At 66.9% G+C, this 16,479-nt stretch carries 13 protein-coding genes; 9 read left to right on the plus strand and 4 right to left on the minus strand.

Translation table 11 applies throughout. The features are described from left to right. Window positions 1–42: 42 nt before the first annotated feature. Both G3T14_RS06325 and treZ read right to left on the minus strand, forming a co-directional pair. On the minus strand, window positions 43–4,953 hold the full coding sequence (locus tag G3T14_RS06325) for a malto-oligosyltrehalose synthase (RefSeq protein ID WP_163641151.1): 4,911 nt from the start codon (window positions 4,951–4,953) through the stop codon (window positions 43–45). Then, window positions 4,950–6,767 (minus strand): malto-oligosyltrehalose trehalohydrolase, encoded by a 1,818-nt coding sequence (gene treZ, locus G3T14_RS06330; protein ID WP_163641153.1) that lies wholly within the window; start codon window positions 6,765–6,767, stop codon window positions 4,950–4,952. The genes G3T14_RS06325 and treZ overlap by 4 nt, the downstream gene beginning before the upstream one ends. A gap of 228 nt (window positions 6,768–6,995) precedes the next feature. Between treZ and G3T14_RS06335 the strand changes: the two genes are divergently transcribed. From G3T14_RS06335 to G3T14_RS06345, 3 genes are all read left to right on the plus strand, one after another. After that, on the plus strand, window positions 6,996–7,202 hold the full coding sequence (locus tag G3T14_RS06335) for a hypothetical protein (RefSeq protein ID WP_163641155.1): 207 nt from the start codon (window positions 6,996–6,998) through the stop codon (window positions 7,200–7,202). 133 nt (window positions 7,203–7,335) lie between these two features. Further along, window positions 7,336–7,815, plus strand: coding sequence for a YidB family protein (locus tag G3T14_RS06340; RefSeq protein WP_163641157.1), 480 nt, complete (start codon window positions 7,336–7,338; stop codon window positions 7,813–7,815). Between the two features lie 67 nt (window positions 7,816–7,882). Further along, on the plus strand, window positions 7,883–8,467 hold the full coding sequence (locus G3T14_RS06345; RefSeq protein WP_163641159.1) for a DUF1003 domain-containing protein: 585 nt from the start codon (window positions 7,883–7,885) through the stop codon (window positions 8,465–8,467). Between the two features lie 131 nt (window positions 8,468–8,598). Here the strand turns inward: G3T14_RS06345 and glgX are convergent, their stop codons facing one another. Together glgX and G3T14_RS06355 are read right to left on the minus strand one after the other, a co-directional pair. Beyond that, window positions 8,599–10,695, minus strand: a complete 2,097-nt coding sequence (glgX, locus tag G3T14_RS06350; protein WP_163641340.1) for a glycogen debranching protein GlgX — start codon at window positions 10,693–10,695, stop codon at window positions 8,599–8,601. A gap of 76 nt (window positions 10,696–10,771) precedes the next feature. After that, window positions 10,772–12,193: a trehalose-6-phosphate synthase gene (locus G3T14_RS06355; protein ID WP_163641161.1), complete on the minus strand. Its 1,422-nt coding sequence runs from the start codon at window positions 12,191–12,193 to the stop codon at window positions 10,772–10,774. Between the two features lie 424 nt (window positions 12,194–12,617). Here G3T14_RS06355 and G3T14_RS06360 point away from each other — a divergent pair, with 424 nt between their 5' ends. From G3T14_RS06360 to G3T14_RS06385, 6 genes are all read left to right on the plus strand, one after another. Next, entirely contained in the window at window positions 12,618–13,097 is a 480-nt protein-coding gene (locus tag G3T14_RS06360; RefSeq protein WP_163641163.1) for a hypothetical protein, read from the plus strand. A gap of 12 nt (window positions 13,098–13,109) precedes the next feature. After that, entirely contained in the window at window positions 13,110–13,505 is a 396-nt protein-coding gene (locus tag G3T14_RS06365) for a phage holin family protein (RefSeq protein ID WP_163641165.1), read from the plus strand. After that, window positions 13,502–13,894: a DUF3618 domain-containing protein gene (locus tag G3T14_RS06370; protein ID WP_163641167.1), complete on the plus strand. Its 393-nt coding sequence runs from the start codon at window positions 13,502–13,504 to the stop codon at window positions 13,892–13,894. The genes G3T14_RS06365 and G3T14_RS06370 overlap by 4 nt, the downstream gene beginning before the upstream one ends. A 41-nt stretch (window positions 13,895–13,935) precedes the next feature. Next, window positions 13,936–14,580 (plus strand): hypothetical protein, encoded by a 645-nt coding sequence (locus tag G3T14_RS06375; RefSeq protein WP_163641168.1) that lies wholly within the window; start codon window positions 13,936–13,938, stop codon window positions 14,578–14,580. Window positions 14,581–14,685: 105 nt separating this feature from the next. Next, window positions 14,686–15,411 carry a 5-oxoprolinase subunit PxpB gene (gene pxpB / locus G3T14_RS06380; protein WP_163641171.1) on the plus strand — a complete coding sequence of 242 codons (726 nt, stop codon included), beginning with the start codon at window positions 14,686–14,688 and terminating at the stop codon, window positions 15,409–15,411. Beyond that, window positions 15,408–16,436, plus strand: a complete 1,029-nt coding sequence (locus G3T14_RS06385) for a biotin-dependent carboxyltransferase family protein (protein WP_348645218.1) — start codon at window positions 15,408–15,410, stop codon at window positions 16,434–16,436. The genes pxpB and G3T14_RS06385 overlap by 4 nt, the downstream gene beginning before the upstream one ends. Window positions 16,437–16,479: the final 43 nt, after the last annotated feature.

The raw sequence follows: 16,479 nt of genomic DNA on the forward strand, positions 1-16,479 counted from the left end.
CGGCGACCCTCCCTCGGATTCGAGGAAGGATCGTGAGCCGGTTCAGCGGGTCCGCTTCAGGACCGCATAGGGCAGACGCGCGAACAGGCGGTCGAGTTCGATCCGTCCGTCATGCCCGTCTACCGGTTCTCCGGTGACGAGGTCGATCCAGGCGCTGTCCGCCGGCACCGGCAGAACCGTTCCGGCGAAAGCCTCTCCCGTCCAGACCGCGTCTCCCACCAGCCGCGATACGAGCCGAGGCACGGCCACCAGCAGGTCGCCCTGAACCACCGTCGCATCCGAACGTGTGAACGCGATGACATGGTCGGCGAGCGCGCCGTCCGGCACCACAGCCTGGTAATCGGCAACGGCGTAGAAACCCGGACGCTCGGTCCGGTCAGTGAGCAGGCGAGCGAGGGTGGCCTGCTTCACGCGGCCGTCGGTCCACTGCGCCAGAAGGTCGGGCACCGCGCCACCCTCCTCCAGTGAACGGGCCAGAGCTTGATAATTCACCGGGCGGCGGTTGTCGGGATCGACGAAGGAGAAGTCCCAGAACTCGGTGCCCTGATAGGTGTCGGGCAGGCCCGGCAGGGTCGCCTTCAGCACGGTGCGGCCGAGGCCAGCGATCATGCCGAGATGAGCGAGTCGCTTGGCGAAGGGACGCAGCTGCGCCAGGAACTCCGAGCCCGGCACGATGAGCTTGGCAAAGAGCGCGTGGACCGCGCCCTCGTAGGCCTCGTCGACGTTGACCCAGCTCGACCGGCGCTTGCCTTCGCGAAGGGCCTTTTCCGAATAGGCGTCGAGGCGCTTGCGAAAATCTTCGATCGCGCCGGCCTCGTCCGTATCGAGCAGCTCGAGCGGCCATGCACCGAGAATGGCCTGGAAAAACATCCACTGGTCGTTGGCGTCGGGCACAGCCTCGTCGTCGCTGGTGGTGAGGTGGGGCTGTGCCAGCGCGCTCCACATATCCCATGCCCGCGCCCAATCCTCGGGCATCTCGGACAGAGCGAGCAGCCGCGACCGGGCATCCTCGCCACGCTTGGTATCGTGGGTCGCCGTAGCGATCATGGCGTTGGGCCAGTCGCGGGCACGCGCCGCCTGGAGCGCGTGGAAATGCTCGCCGTCGATCCCGTATTCGCCCGGATCGCCGCCGACCTCGTTGAGGGCGAGGAGTTCCGAGAACCGGTAGAACAGCGTGTCCTCCAGGCTCTTGGCCATCACCGGGCCGGTGAGCTGCTGGAAACGGCGGCGGAAGCGCAGGATCACCTCCGGATCCGGGCGTCCCGGCCCGGTGACGTCGATCCGACCGAGCATGGCGTCGGCGGCGAAGTCGTGGACCGAGCGGTCCGGCAGGGCACTCCAGCGCTTGGCCTTCTTCACCGCCGTCTCGATGAGACGGACATCTTCGTCCTCGACGTCGCTCTCGTCGAGATCGCCGGGCAGGTAGCTGCGATAGGTCGGGAAACGGGCGATGATTTCGATGAGCGCCCGCCGGATCGCGTTCACCGAGAAGTCGCGGGTGCGCCGGTCGGCATCGGCCACCGCCTTGAGGTCGGAGGTCATCACCTCGAGCTCGGAGGCGAAGCTGATCTCGAGGATCTCGGCCTTGGCTGCGCGCAGCAGGAACTTGTAGGGCTCGTCGTAGTCGGTCCGGCTCTCGTAGAGCGCGCGGATCTCCCGGCGCTGGCTCTTGTCGACGAGGATGCCGTCGAGCTGGTTCAGCACGTCGTAGCCGGTGGTCCCGGCGACGGGCCACGGCCGCAGACGCTCGCCCGGCTCGAGGATCTTCTCGACGACCACATAGAATCCGGGGCCGACGGCGGCCTGGAGCGCCCGCGAATAGCCGAGCGGATCGGCCAGCCCGTCGATGTGGTCGATGCGCAATCCGTCGATCCGGCCCTCGCGAATATGGCGGAACACCGTCTCGTGCGAGCGCCGGAAGATGTCGGACTTCTCGACGCGCAGGCCCGCCAGTCCGTTCACATCGAAGAACCGGCGATAGTTGATGTCGCTGGCCGCAACCCGCCAATGGGCGAGCCGGTAGGATTGCTGTTCGAGCAGCCGGTGCAGCGGGCCGAAACTGTCGGCATGGCCTTTGGCGCCGTTCAGCAGCCGCAGGGTTCGGGCGATCGCCGCCGCGATGGCGGGCGAGGCCGCTACCGCCTCGACCAGCCGCTGCTTCAGCTCCTCGGCCTCGGCCGGGAAGTCGAACCGCCGCTCCGCGTTGGTCTCCTCACCCATGAGACGCAGCCGCTCGGAAATACCGAGGACTTCCAGCGCCGCCGCATTCTCGATGTCTCCCAGGGCCGCGAGCGAGCGGTTGAGGATGGTCGGATATTGGCGCGGGCAGATCGGGAATTCGTGCTCGTAATGCCAGACGCTGAAGGCGCCCTTGTCGGCATCGAACTTCAGTTCGAGCGACCCCTTCTCCAAGGCTTCGCCGTAGCGGTCGCCGAGGAACGGCACCACCAGCTTGTTGTTGGCGCCGAGGCGCGACCAGTCGATGTCGAAGGCATCGGCCGAGGGCGACAGCCCGCCCCATTCGAGCACCGACAGCCACCACGGGTTGTCCGCGCCGCCGACCCCCATGTGGTTGGGGACGATGTCGAGCAGCAGTTTGAGGCCATGGCCGTGCAGGACCTCGGAGAAGCGGACGAAGCCCGCCTCGCCGCCGAGCTCCGGATTGATCGTCGAATGGTCGACGATGTCGTAGCCGTGGGTCGAGCCCGGCCGCGCCTTCTGGATCGGCGACGCATAGACGTGGCTGATTCCGAGCTTGGCCAGATACGGCACGATCTTTTCGGCGTCCGCGAAGGTGAAGTCCTTGTGGAATTGCAGGCGGTAGGTGGCACGCGGCGGCGGCGAGGCGAGGCGGGCAGCGCCGGAGCGCGGGCCGCGCTCTTCGGCCGAAAGCGACGCGGCCAGCTTGGCGAGCGGACCACCGGGAGCGGCGATCGCCTCCAGGCTGCGGTCGAGCTTGCGCCGCCAGTTCGGGTAGCCCTCGGTGGAGCCGGGCACGTTGGCTTGAGAGAGTTCGGAGACCACGTCCTCGTACTGCACCGCCGTCAGCATCGACGGCGCGCGGCCGAGATAGCGCGCGGCAGCTTCGAACGGCGCCGCCTCCGGTGGGTCGTAGCTCGGCAGCAACTGCTCGGCGGCCAGCGCCTCGGTGAGGCGGGCGCGCTCCTCGACGCGCTCACGGCGCTCGGCTTCGGCCCGCTCGGCATCGTAGAGCCCGAGCGCCTGCCGGGTATCGGTATCGACACCGCGCCACCAGCCGACGAAGGTCGGCAGATCATGGGTGGTGATGGCGGTCAGCGCCTCGCGCGGATACGCCCCCGGCGGCTTGAACCGGGCCCCGTGCTCGCGCTCGAATGCGAGGATGCGATAGCTCAGGATGCCCGCCTGCATCAGCGCATCGGAGAACCCTTCGGGCGCGGTCCCGAGGTCCTCGGCGATGACGAGACACATGGCGCGGTGGCTCTCGAGGCGCAGCACGGCCAGCATCGGCTCGAACGGCATCGCCACGTAGGCGCCGGCCTTGGCCGAACCGCCGAGCGGGATCAGGAACAGGCGCGCCAGCTGGAAGGCATGGTCGATGCGGATCGCACCGGCATGGCGCATGTTCGACACCACCAAAGCCCGGAAGGCGGCGAGCCCGTCACGCTCCATCTCCAGGGGGTGGAAGGCGGGCAGGCCCCAATCCTGGCCCTTGGGTGCCAGGAGATCGGGCGGCGCGCCGATGGAGACGCCATTGGCGAACCGCTCGGGATGCGACCAGATCTCGGAGCCGCCGCGATCCGCGCCGACCGCCAGATCGCGGTAGAGGCCGAGACGCATGCCGGTGGCGAGGGCTGTGTTCGCGGCGTCTTCGAGCTGCCTGTCGGCGAGGTATTGCAGCCAGACGTGATAGGTCACCGCCTCGGCGTTCTCGGACGCGAAGGCCTTCACGGCGTCGGTGCCGTTGCGCTGCATTTCCTCCGGCCAATCGCCGAGCCACTGCGCGCCACGTCCCTGAAAATGTTCGGCCAGGGCCTCGAATGTGCCGTGCGCCTCCAGATCCTCGCCCCCGGCGGCGCGGAAGGCGGCAAACCCCGCATCGGTGCCATCTCGGGCGGCGGATTCCTGCCAGAACGCGCGCAGCACCGGGGAGAGCACGCCCCAGATGCCGGCATGTTCAACGAGCTTGGCCTCGCGCAGGGCCTCGACCCGCGCCGACATCGAGGCGAGGAGCGCGGCGGCCTTGGAACCGACGAAGCCGGGCAGCACGCCGGGCTCGATGTACAGGGTCTCCAAGAACAGGCGCGAGGACGGCGAGTAGGGGGAAATCTTGGTGCGGTCGGTGGCAAACAGCGCATGGACCGGGCTGAGGCCGAGGAACGAGGCGCCCCGCAGGCCGGCATCGTGAGCGGCCCGGCCGGCATCCGCGTAGGAGCCGATTCCGAGATTGTCGGGCGAGCGCAAGCCGTAGAGCTGGGCGGCAAGGCCCCAATCGCGGGCGCCCTCATCCGCATAGGCGCGGGGGCGCCAGCAACGCTGCGGCGCGGAGATGACCCAGGCTTCGGCGCGCTCGTCGCCGAGCGTCGCGGTGAGCCGGTGATAGCCGGGCGTCAGCGGGGGTAGCTCGAACCCCGCCTGGGTGTCGGCGCCCAAAGCCACGCGCCCCTCGCGGGTGTGGCCGCGCTCGTCCACGAGGCGCCACGCCACGGTACCGGCGACGTGGCCCACGCGCAGCGGCACGAACGCGGCCCGGCGCGATTCGGCCGGAAGCAACGGCGGGATCAACCCTTCGCGCACCGCAGCGACCTCGCGCAGGCTCGCTGCGATTTCGTCATCGGTGCCGACCGGAAAGCCCAGGGCGGCGATCATCCCGCGGCGGGTGTCGAGGGACGTCTCCACCGGCTGGCCGAAGGCGTCCGTATAGCCAGGAGCGACGCCGAGCAGGTCGGCGAGACGTTCGAGGTCGCGGCTCATCGATTCACACCCGTCAGGAAGAGACCCGTCCAGGACGGGAGTTCGAACGTGTCGTTGGCGGGATCACAATCGGCCCCGTTGCACCACACCACCTGCCCGCCAGCGCGCAAAACCGGCAAGGCCGTATCGCCGAAATTCGCGACGAAGCGGAGCCAGCCGCCCTCGTACGTCCAGGTGCAATCCACCGCATCCTTCCGCGGCAGGGTCGCTTGGCTGCCGAGGTAGTGGGTCTTGGTCAGCGGCACGACGGTCTGATGCCGAATCTGGAGGAGATTGCGTGTGTCGGCCAGCACCGCGCGATGCGGCGCGCGCTCCCGCTCCGACCAATCGATCCGGGAATCCGCAAACGTCTTCGCCTCGGTGGGATCGGGGATCACTGACGTATCGTCGGCGAACGCCGCGAAGCTCTTGAACTCGCGCCGGCGCCCCTCGCGCACAGCCTTGTTCAGCTCCGCGTCCGGCGCGAAATCGACGAAGAACAGGAACGGCGCCGTGGCCGACCATTCCTCGCCCATCCACAGCATCGGGATCTGTGGGCTCAGCAACAGGCCGGCCCGGGCGAGCGCCAGCTTGGCCGGATCGCTGAGCGCATTCAGCCGCTCCCCGAGTGCCCGGTTCCCCACCTGATCGTGGTTCTGCAGGAAGGTGACGAAAGCCGAGGGCGGCAAATGGCCGGACGACTCGCCGCGCGGATGGTTGTCGAGGCTCGGGAACGGCTCACCCTGGTAGGCGAAGCCCTCCGACAGGCAACGCGCCAAGTGATCCACCGGCTTGTCGGCGAAACTCGCGTAATATCCGGCATCCTCGCCGGTGAGCAGTACGTGCCAGCAATGGTGCAGATCGTCCGCCCATTGCGCGTCGTGCTGAAGCGCCTTGCCGTCGGGGCCACGCTCCAGCCAGCGGGCCTGATTGGCCTCGTTCTCCAGCACGAGGTGGATGTGCCGACCGGGCAGGCGCGCGCGGATGGTCTCGGCCAGTTCGCCGATGAAGTGCTTGTCGGAATCGTCGAGGATGGCGTGAACCGCATCGAAGCGAATGCCGTCGAAACGATATTCCTCCAGCCAGTACAGCGAATTCTCGATGAAGAAATCGCGCACCACGCGCCCGCTGGTCTCGCCGTCGAAGTTGATCCCGGCGCCCCAGGGCGTCTGATGACGCTCGGTGAAGAACGTCTTGGCATAGGCGTTGAGGTAGTTCCCAGCCGGTCCGAAATGGTTGTAGACCGCGTCGAGGAAGACCATCAGCCCGAGGGAATGCGCCTTGTCGATCAGGTGCTTGAGGTCGTCCGGTCGGCCATAGGCGGCATCCGGCGCGAAAGGCAGCACACCGTCGTAACCCCAGTTACGGGTTCCCTTGAAGTCGGCGAGCGGCAGAAGCTCGATGGCGGTGATCCCGAGATCGCGAAGGTCTTCCAGCTTGCCTTCGAGGGCCGCGTAGGTGCCCTCCGGTGTCGCGGTGCCGACATGGAGCTCATAGAGGACGGTTTCCTCCCAGGGGCGCCCGGCCCATTCGTGATCGGACCAGCCATAGGCCCGTGCGTCGATCACCTCACTCAAACCCGAGACGTCGTCAGGCTGAAAACGCGAAGCCGGGTCGGGCACCACGAGGTCGCCATCGATGCGATATCCGTAGCGGGCCCCCGCGTGCACACCCGGAAGGGTCAGGCGGCGCCATCCGTCGCCGACCTCGGGGATCACGTGATCGGTGCCATCGACCACGAGAGTGACGTCCTTGGCGGTGGGCGCCCAGAGGGCGAACCGCGCGCCGTCCTTCACCATCTCGCTGCCGAAGGCCATGGTATGGGCTCGCCGCATCAAGGCTCCGTCTTTCGTCATCTCGAGAATTTCGATCCGCCGCCACGCTCGCCGACATGTCAGAAGGCCATCCGCAACGCTCTGGTTCCCTCATGGCGAGGTAACGCAGCGCAGCGTGCCGACAACCGCCCAGCTTCGAAGATTTGTGCGATGCGGGATTGCGAGGAATTCGAGCATCGACGCGGTCCGACAGCCTGCTAGGGTGCAGCGTTGAGACGGGAGGCCGTGATGCGCGAACCCGACGAAAATCTCGTTCTCGCCCGAGCAAAACTGAATTTCGCGTGCAAGAGCCACGGCGAACGATGCTGGGACGGCATCTTCTCCGACAACGTGAAAACCTATGGACGCCCGGTTCTGGTTCTGAGCGAGAACGAGCGTGCCGAATTTCTCGAACAGGCCCGGCACGAGTTACGCCACGAATCCGGCGACGCCTGACTTCCGGCGCGTGGCGGGCAAGTCATCGTCGGCGCGTGGAAACGGACCTCATGATTATACCAACGGTCCGGTACGGCATCGACTGTCGTCGCGCGGACGCGCATCTTGACGACTGTCAACAGGGAGAAAATCGATGAGTCGTGGATTTCCGTCGATGACGGCATTGCTCGGAATGCTTGCGGTGGCAGGCTACCAGAACAGGGACAAGATCACCGAGATGCTCGGTAATCTGACCAAGGACGCACCGGCACCATCCGGTGCCAGCGCCTCTCACACCACGACGACGTCCGCGACCGCAGGAGGCCTCGGCGGGTTGCTCGGCGGGCTCGGAGGCGCAGGAGCGGGGGGCCTCCTCAGCGGTGGGCTCGGCGAATTGGTGGATCGCTTCACCCAGAACGGGCACGGCGACACCGCGTCGTCCTGGGTCGATCATGGTCCGAACAAGGAGATCGCACCCCAACACCTCGAACAGGCGATCGGCCCCGACGTGCTCGCTACCCTGACGCAACAGACTGGCCTCTCGCGAGAGGAGTTGCTGTCGCGGCTCTCGCGCGACCTGCCCGAGGCGATCAACCAATATACGCCGGACGGCCGGGTCCCAGCACACGGCTGATTTCCCCTCATTTTACGTCGGCGGCCGCTTTCCGGGGCGGCCGCAGCCGGACGAAAGCCTTCGGAGAATGGACGACGCAGTCACGCGGCTCGGACGGCAATTGCTGGACGATGGCTTGGCCCAGTTCTCGGAGCGGGAGCAGCGGGTGATCGCGCTCATCGCACGGCGCAGGCCGATCGCACGCAGTGCCGACGAGGCTGCGGCGGAGACCGAGACCGTCGGCGACCGGATCGCCGACAAGGTGGCGCAGTTCGGCGGATCATGGGCCTTCATGATCGGCTTCATTGCGATCCTGATCGGATGGATCGTGGTCAATACGGTGATCCTGGCGCGCTATGGGCGCGAGTTCGACGCCTACCCGTACATCTTCCTCAATCTCATGCTGTCAATGGTCGCCGCCTTGCAGGCCCCCGTGATCCTGATGTCGCAAAACCGTCAGGCCGCCCGCGACCGGGTCGCCGCCAGCCTCGATTACGAGGTCAATCTGAAGGCCGAGATCGAGATCATGGCGCTCCACGAGAAGCTCGATGAGATCCGCATCCATCACCTCGAAGGCGTCCTGCACGAACAGGGCGAATTGCTTCGGACACTCGTGCGCCAAACCGAACGCGCCGGGACGACGCAGCCGGTTCCGGCCACCGCGACCCGATAGACTCCGTCACGGAAAAGCGCGCGCCGAAGACGGGCGCCGGTTGACGACCGCGATGGGCACGGGCGCAGCAGGCACCCTCTCCGGTTTGAGAGAAGGCGCCCGAGTGTGCAAGAAACCGACGGGATCAAGCCTCAGCGGCCGTAGCTGGCCGGGCGCGTCCGCAGCACGTAGAGCGAGCGGGCATCGAGACGCATTCCGGCGCCGGCCGGGAACAGCGCCTGCCCGGCGATGACCGCACCGGTCGGTTTCGTCGTGTCGAACACGACGCTCCACGGACCGCCGATGACGGGTGCGAGGGTGAAGTCGCAGGGGGTCTCGGCGGCGTTGACGAGGACGAGAAGGCGGTCGGCATCCGGCAGGTCGTTGCCGATCTGCATGCCGAAGGCCTGGCGTCCGTCATCGGCCCAGGCGTCTCCGTCCATTTCGGCGCCGCAGGGTGAGAGCCAATGCACGTCGCGCAGCGGTCCGCCATCGACGGCGGCACCGGTGAGGAAGTGGCGGCGACGCAAGGCCGGCTGCTCGCGGCGCAGACGCGTCAGGTTGGCGACGAATGCCGTCAAGCCGGGATCGGGATCGGTCTGCCAATCGACCCAATTGGTGGCGTTGTCCTGCGCATAGGCGTTGTTGTTGCCGCCCTGGCTGCGTGAGCGCTCATCGCCCATCAGGATCATCGGCACGCCTTGCGCGAGAAGGATCGTGGCGAGGAGGTTGCGCTTCTGCCGCGCCCGGACCGCCAGGATCGCCGCGTCCTCGCTCGGTCCCTCGACGCCATAATTGCGCGACAGGTTGTGACCGTGGCCGTCGCGATTGTCCTCGCCGTTGGCGTGGTTGTGCTTGTCCTCGTAGGCGACCACGTCGGCGAGGGTGAAGCCGTCATGGGAAGCGGCGAAGTTGATGCTGGCCAAGGGCGAACGGTTCGAGGCGGAAAAGATCTCGCGCGAGCCCGACAATCCCTGTGTGAGCTTGGGCAGCGTACCGCGGTCTCCGCGCCAGAACCCCCGCACGCTGTCGCGGAACTGGTCGTTCCACTCGCTCCAGCCGACCGGGTAGCCCCCGAGCTGGTAGCCGCCCTGGCCGATATCCCAGGGCTCGGCGATCATCTTGACCTGCGCCAGCACAGGATCCTGTGCCACCGCCTGGAAAAACGCGGCCTTGGCGGTGAAGTCGTGCGGCGCGCGGCCCAGACTCGTCGCGAGGTCGAACCGGAAGCCCGCGACACCGTAGGCCGTCACCCAGTGACGCAGGGAATCGAGGACGAACTGCATCACCCGCGGATGGTCGAGATCGAGGGTGTTGCCGCAGCCGGTGCAGTCGATATCACGGCGCGGGTTGTCGGGTTCGAGCTTGTAGTAGCTGGCATTGTCGATGCCGCGGAACGACAGGGTCGGTCCGGTGTGGTCGGCCTCCGCCGTGTGGTTGTAGACCACGTCGAGGATCACCTCGATGTCCGCAGCGGCGAGTTCGCGGATCGCCGATTTGAGGCCGCCGATCCCGGCCGGGCCGCGATAGCGCGGATCGGGCGCGAAATAGTTGAGCGGCGAGTAGCCCCAGAAATTGACGAGCCCCTTTTCCACCAGGAACCGGTCATCGGCGAAAGCCTGGATCGGCAGGAGCTCGATGGCGGTGACACCGAGCTTCGTCAGATGTTCGATGATCGCCGGATGAGCGAGGGCCGCATAGGTGCCGCGCGCGGCCTCGGGCACGTCCGGATGGGTCTGGGTCAACGCCTTGACGTGGGCCTCGTAGATCACCGTCTGGGCGAGCGGCCGGCGCACGGGACGCAGCGCGAGATCCGGCACCTCGGGCGCCGTGACGACGCCGCGCGGCATGAAGGCGGCGCTGTCTCGCCGATCGATCTGATCCTCGCGCTGGATGCCCCGGCGATGGCCGTAGAGCGAATCGTGCCAGCGAATCCGGCCGTGGATTTCGCGGGCATAAGGGTCGAGCAGCAGCTTGGCGGGATTGAAGCGGTGCCCGTGCGCGGGGTCCCAGGGACCGTGCACGCGGTAACCGTAGAGCTGGCCCGGAAAAACGCCGCGCAGATAGCCGTGCCAGATGTCGTCAGTTCTGCACGGCAGGCGGATACGCCGTTGCTCATGCCGTTCGCCCGGCTCGAACAGGCACACATCCACCGCGGTGGCATTCTGCGAAAACACGGAAAAGTTGACGCCACGGCCATCGAAGTGAGCACCGAGCGGCGCAGGAACGCCGTCGTCGATGCCGATCATGTCGTCGTTCACACGCACGTCCGTCTGAGAAGATCGAAACCGGACGCAAGCCGCCCCGTCACGATGCTTGCAAGGTCTATTCCGCCGCCGCAGCGGCGCGGGGTGGCTGACGCTCGACGGTGCGGAAGTTTTCCAGCTCCGTCATGAAGTTGCGCGCCCACCAATCGACATCCTCGCGGGTCATGCGCTCGACCATCGGCTTCCAGCGCTCGAGGCGCTCGCCCCGTGGCATGTAGAGCGCGGTCCGAATCGCCTCGGCCACCTCGAAGCGGTCGTAGGGATTGACGAGGAGTGCCTCGGGCAGCTGACGGGCCGCGCCTGCGAACTTCGACAGCACCAAGACGCCGGGGTCCTCGTCCGATTGGGCGACCACGTATTCCTTGGCGACCAGGTTCATGCCGTCCCGCATGGGCGTGACGAGCCCGACCCGGGCGGCCCGGTAGAGGCCAGCGAGAACCGGACGCGGATAGGCTTTCGTCACGTACTGGATCGGGGTCCAGTTCGGCTCGCCGAGGGTGCCGTTGATCTCGCCCACCGTCTCGTTGACCTCGCGGCTGAGCTCCTCGTACTCGGGCACTTCGGTGCGCGATTTCGGGGTGATCTGCAGATAGACTACGTTGCCGCGCTGATCGGGGTTCGACGCGAAGAAGCGATCCACCGCCTCCATGCGCTCGGGCACGCCCTTGGAATAATCGAGGCGGTCGACGCCGATGAGCAGCTTGCGGGTGCGCAAGCCCGCCATGGTCTCGCGGACGGTGCGGTTCGAGCCGGCGTTCTCGGCCGCTTCCTTGAAGCCGGCCACGTCGATTCCGATCGGGAAGCTGCGGATCCGGGTGCGGCGCCCATCGACCATCAGCGAGCCGCCGCCCAGCGGAATCGCCCGCATTTCGTCGATGAGATTGCGTGTCAGATTGTGGACGTCGGGATCGGTCTGGAGGCCGATGAGGTCGTAATCGGCAATACCGCGCAAGAGATCGTTGCTCGCAGGCAGCGTGTTGAACACGTCGGCGGCCGGCCACGGAATATGGTGGAAATACCCGATCGGGTTGGCGATCCCGAGGCCGCGCAGCTCCGAGGCGAGCGGCAGCAGATGATAGTCGTGGACCCAGATGATGTCGTCGGGTTCGATCAGGTTCGCGAGAGCCCGCGCAAAAATCCGGTTCACGCGCTGATAGCCGGCATAATCGGAGCGCGAGAAGCTGCCGAGGCCAAGCCGGTAATGCATGATCGGCCACAAGGCCCGGTTGGCGAATCCGCTATAGTATTCGCGATGGTCCTGGGGCGACAGATCGACGACGGCGTATTGCACGCGGCCCCTGTCGATCAGCGTCGGCTCCTCCGCCGGGTTCTCGACGACCTTGCCGCTCCAACCGAACCACAGCCCTTCATAGGCGGTGAAAGCCTCCTTCACCGCGACCGCGAGGCCACCGGCTGCGACGGCTTTACCCCCTTCGTCGGGGATAGCGACGCGGTTCGATACGATGACAAGACGTGCCACGAAGCCGGCTCCGGTCCTCAAGACGTGGCGCGAGGATCGCGCCCGACCAGGATGATACAGTGGGTGAACGCGCGGAAGCCGAGCGCGATCCGTCGGTTGTAGCCAAGCGCGTTCGGGTCACCCGGGTCAAGGGGTGAAGTCTCGACTCTCACTGTCAAAAAGTCCGGTTGGGAGGCATCATCCATCGGTTTGGTCGGGATCGAGACTGCACCGAAGTGCGAAACGTCGCACCGGTGACCGCAATACCGCCAAGCTCTGCCGAAGGTAGGCGGTGAAACCTGAACCAAAGCTGATCCGTCCGGGATGTGTCCGACGCGTTTGCAGCGAAGGTGGCACCCTCCACCGCAATGCGGAACCGTGGCTCTTCGGCGGATGTTGAAGAGCCGCAACAGCGATTTTCGAATATGTTTCGAGGAGTTTCACCGTGAGCGCCAATCACCCCCTTGGATCGACCGGCGCGGATGCGGCCGAGCGCGAGACGGCGGACTGGAAAGCCCTCAAGGGCGATGTCGAAGGGATCGCGGATGTGGCGGTGGAGCGCGGACGCGGCTTCGTCGATGCGGCTCGCGCCCATGCCACCGATTACGTCGATCAGCGTAAATCGGACGCAGCCCGCTCGGTGACGGACCTCGCCAAATCGGTGCGGGACTCGAGCAAGACCTTCGACGACCGGCCGAACATCCGCGCCTTCTTCGACAGTGCAGCGGAAGGACTCGAGCAGCTCGGCAGCTCCATCGAGAAGCGCAGCTTTTCCGAGTTCTACGAGGACGCCGAAGCTTTTGCCCGCCGGGCACCGGTCGCGGTGGCCGTGGCGACCTTCTTCACCGGTTTCGTAGTGGCGCGCTTCATCAAGTCGACGAGCGCGGCTCCGTTGCCGGATTCGCGCACCGACTATCGCGCTTGAGGGCTGGGAACGATGTCGAACGGCTCCCCCTCCAGCATTCAGGGCCTCATCGGTGATGCCCTGCGTGAAACCAACGAACTCGCCCGGAAGGAGATAGCGCTCTTCCGCAACGAGATGACCAGCAACGTCCGGTCGCTCTTCATCGGTCTCGGCATGCTCGTCGGCGCCGCAGTGTTCGGTGTCGTCGCCCTCTTCGTGCTGGTGGACGCCCTGGTGAAATGGCTCGCCACGGTGGTGCACTCCGAGGCGCTCGCTGCCCTCATCGTCGGCGGCGTCCTGCTGGTTGTGGCGATCGTGCTCGCCCTCCTCGGACGCAATGCCATGTCGCTGTCGACCTTGGCGCCGGTGCGGACATCGCGCCAGGTGCTCCAGGATGCCCGCGCGCTGTCTGAAAGGGTTTCGGGATGAGCGGTTCGCTGAATGAACTCGAGAAGGACATCGAGGCGAGCCGCGCCCGTCTCGACCAGACCATCGACCAGATCCAAGAACGTCTGTCGGTGTCCAGCATCGTCGACGAGATGCTGGGCAACGCCCGCCAGACTCCGCTGAGTGGGGTCTATGACGGCGCCCTCGCCGCTGTCCGACGCAATCCCGTCCCGGTTCTGCTCATCGCGGCCGGCGTCGGTTGGCTCATGCACCGGATGTCGAAGGACGGCACGGCGACGCCCGACAGCCGCCGGATTCGGCGCCTGGTCGATGATCTGCCCGTGGTGAAGACCGGCGCCGACCGGGTCTACGACCCGGACCTGCCCACGCGCCACCCTGTCAAGGATCTCGCTGAAGAGACCCAGATCTGATTGCACCGACTGCGACGGCCACCAGAATTCAGGAGCATCCCATGAGTTTCCCATCCAAGCCCGGCGATCAGCCGCACGCGCTGCCCGAGGATATCGCCGCTGCTGCCGGCATGCCGCGTGGGCACCTTGCCGACCGCGATCTCCATGACGAGGTCGACTCGGCCGCACGCGGCGTACGGGCGAAAGCCAATGACCTGCAGGATCGAGCGTCCGATGCTGCCGATGACATCCGTGACCGCGCCGCAGAGGCGACGCACCATGTTCGCGCCCGTGTCAGCGACACCGTCGACGATGCGCGTGATTGGGTCGCCGATACACGCGACACCGGTCGTCGCCGGATCGAAGATCTGAGCGACCGCGGCGCGGAGCGTTTCCACGACGGCAAGTCGGCTGTGGAGGCCTTTGTCACGGAGAACCCGCTTCTGGTCGGTGTGGTCGGGCTCGCGGCCGGCCTCCTGCTCGGCGCGCTGCTGCCGCGCACCCGCAGCGAGGACAAGGCGGTGGGTCCCTGGGCGGACGAAGTTCGCGACCAGGGTCTGCGCTACGCCCGCGACGTGACCAATCGCGGTCGCGAGTTCGTGGCGAGCGCCCTCGATCCCGATACGCTGAATGCCGCCGTGCAGCGTGCTGCTGAGCAGGCGGGCACCGCTGCACACTCGGAAAATCCGGCGTCCCGTCCACACTGATCCAGGCTGCCATCGATCGACCGACCTTGTCACCGAAGGGCGGTACCGTAACGGTATCGCCCTTTACATATCGAGGGTCCGGATGAACGGTAAGGCGTATCGCGCGTGAGCCCGTCCCCGATCCGCCTGCTCTGGTGTGGCGATTCAGCCCTCACGGTTGAGTTCGGCGACGTGATCGACGCTGGCGCGAATGCGCAGGTTCTGGCGCTCGATGACCGCCTGCGCGTTGCCGCTATGCCCGTCATCGTCGAAACGGTGCCGACCTACCGATCCCTGACGATCCATCTCGATCCCGTTCGCCTCAATCCAAACGCACTCGAGGCGGCTGTCCGGAAGCTCGCCGAAAACACCATCCCGGAGCGTCCGCCTGCCCGAATTTGGCGTGTGCCCGTGGTCTATGGCGGCGAATACGGGATCGATCTCGTCGATGTGGCGCGCCATCACGGACTCGCCCCCGAAACTCTGGTGGCGCGCCATTCCGCCCCCGAATATCGGGTGGTGATGATCGGCTTCCTGCCCGGCTACGCCTATCTCGACGGCCTCGATCCGGGGCTCGCCCTCTCGCGCCGGACGAGCCCGCGCGCATCGACACCGGCCGGGACGATCTCCATCGGCGGGGTGCAGGCCCTTATCGCCAGCATCGCCGCCCCGAGCGGCTGGCACCTTCTCGGGCGTACGCCGGTGCGATCCTTCATGCCGGGACGCGATCCGGTCTTCCTGTTCCAGCCTGGCGACGGAATCCGTTTCGAGCCGACCGCGCCAAGCTGTTGGGATGCCCTCGACAAAGCCGCGGCGGCCGGCGAACCCGTTGCGGAGCGGGTCGACGCGTGAGCCCGGTTCGCCTCGCCATCCGCGATTGCAGTGGCGCGGTCGGCCTCCAGGATACCGGCCGCGTCGGCTACCAGCGCCAAGGGCTCTCGGCGTCCGGCCCGGTGGATTCGCTCGCGATGGCGGCGGCCAACGTCCTGGTGGGCAATCCCGCAGGGACCCTCGCGATCGAATTCGGGCTCGGCGGCGGAATCCTGCGGGCCGAGGGCGGCCCCATTCGCGTCGGCATCGCCGGAGCGCCCTGCGTGCTGCGTGTCGATGGAACCAACATGCCGTGCCATCGCAGCTTCGTTCTGCCGGATAGCGCCGATCTCACGGTCGCTCCACCGCGCGAAGGCATGTTCGCCTATCTGGCCGTGGCGGGTGGCTTCGCGGTTTCCGCCATCCTCGGTAGCGCCGCGCTGCATCGGCGCGCCGGTCTCGGCGGCCTCGACGGACGCGCCTTGCGACGGGGCGACATTCTCGACCTCGCCGCGTCAGATCGCGCGTGGGACCCGGATCGTGGCATCGCGCCGCTCTCCCTCGATCTCGCCGAACCGATCCGGATGCTTCTCGGACCGCAGGCGGACCATTTTTCAGAAGCCGGCCTCGCCACCTTCCTCGGCGCGGCCTTCTCGGTGTCGCATCGCGCAGACCGGATGGGCTACCAGCTCGATGGGCCGACCATCGCCCACGGCCCGCAGGGCTACAACATCGTCTCCGATGCGACGGTCGACGGTTCGATCCAGGTGCCGGGTTCGGGGCTGCCCATCATCCTCATGGCCGATCGGCAGACCACAGGCGGCTATCCGAAGATCGCCACGGTGGTCTCGGCCGACCTGCGCCGTGTCGCCCAGCGCCGGCCGGGCGACACCATCCGCTTCGCAGCGGTCTCTCTCGATCGGGCGCTCGAACTCGCTCGCGAACGCGCCGCCCGGATCGCAGGGCTCGCGCGGCGACTGCAGGACATCGCTCAGTTCGATGCCGACCGTCTGGCCGGCGCCAACCTTGCCGGTGAGGCCACGGACGCGTTGCGCGATCTCTCCTGAAGCGACGACCTCGACGCGCGCCGTTCGAGCCGCTATCGGAGCA

The sequence above is a fragment of the Methylobacterium sp. BTF04 genome (assembly GCF_010692745.1).
Classification (GTDB): Bacteria; Pseudomonadota; Alphaproteobacteria; order Rhizobiales; family Beijerinckiaceae; genus Methylobacterium.

What these genes read in the sequence shown, in the direction of transcription:
- G3T14_RS06370 (WP_163641167.1), top strand. Translation starts at nt 13,502, where the DNA reads ATGAGCGGTTCGCTGAATGAACTCGAGAAGGACATCGAGGCGAGCCGC.
- G3T14_RS06335 (WP_163641155.1), top strand. Translation starts at nt 6,996, where the DNA reads ATGCGCGAACCCGACGAAAATCTCGTTCTCGCCCGAGCAAAACTGAAT.
- G3T14_RS06325 (WP_163641151.1), bottom strand. Translation starts at nt 4,953, where the DNA reads ATGAGCCGCGACCTCGAACGTCTCGCCGACCTGCTCGGCGTCGCTCCT.
- G3T14_RS06345 (WP_163641159.1), top strand. Translation starts at nt 7,883, where the DNA reads ATGGACGACGCAGTCACGCGGCTCGGACGGCAATTGCTGGACGATGGC.
- treZ (WP_163641153.1), bottom strand. Translation starts at nt 6,767, where the DNA reads ATGCGGCGAGCCCATACCATGGCCTTCGGCAGCGAGATGGTGAAGGAC.
- glgX (WP_163641340.1), bottom strand. Translation starts at nt 10,695, where the DNA reads ATGATCGGCATCGACGACGGCGTTCCTGCGCCGCTCGGTGCTCACTTC.
- G3T14_RS06375 (WP_163641168.1), top strand. Translation starts at nt 13,936, where the DNA reads ATGAGTTTCCCATCCAAGCCCGGCGATCAGCCGCACGCGCTGCCCGAG.
- G3T14_RS06365 (WP_163641165.1), top strand. Translation starts at nt 13,110, where the DNA reads ATGTCGAACGGCTCCCCCTCCAGCATTCAGGGCCTCATCGGTGATGCC.
- G3T14_RS06340 (WP_163641157.1), top strand. Translation starts at nt 7,336, where the DNA reads ATGAGTCGTGGATTTCCGTCGATGACGGCATTGCTCGGAATGCTTGCG.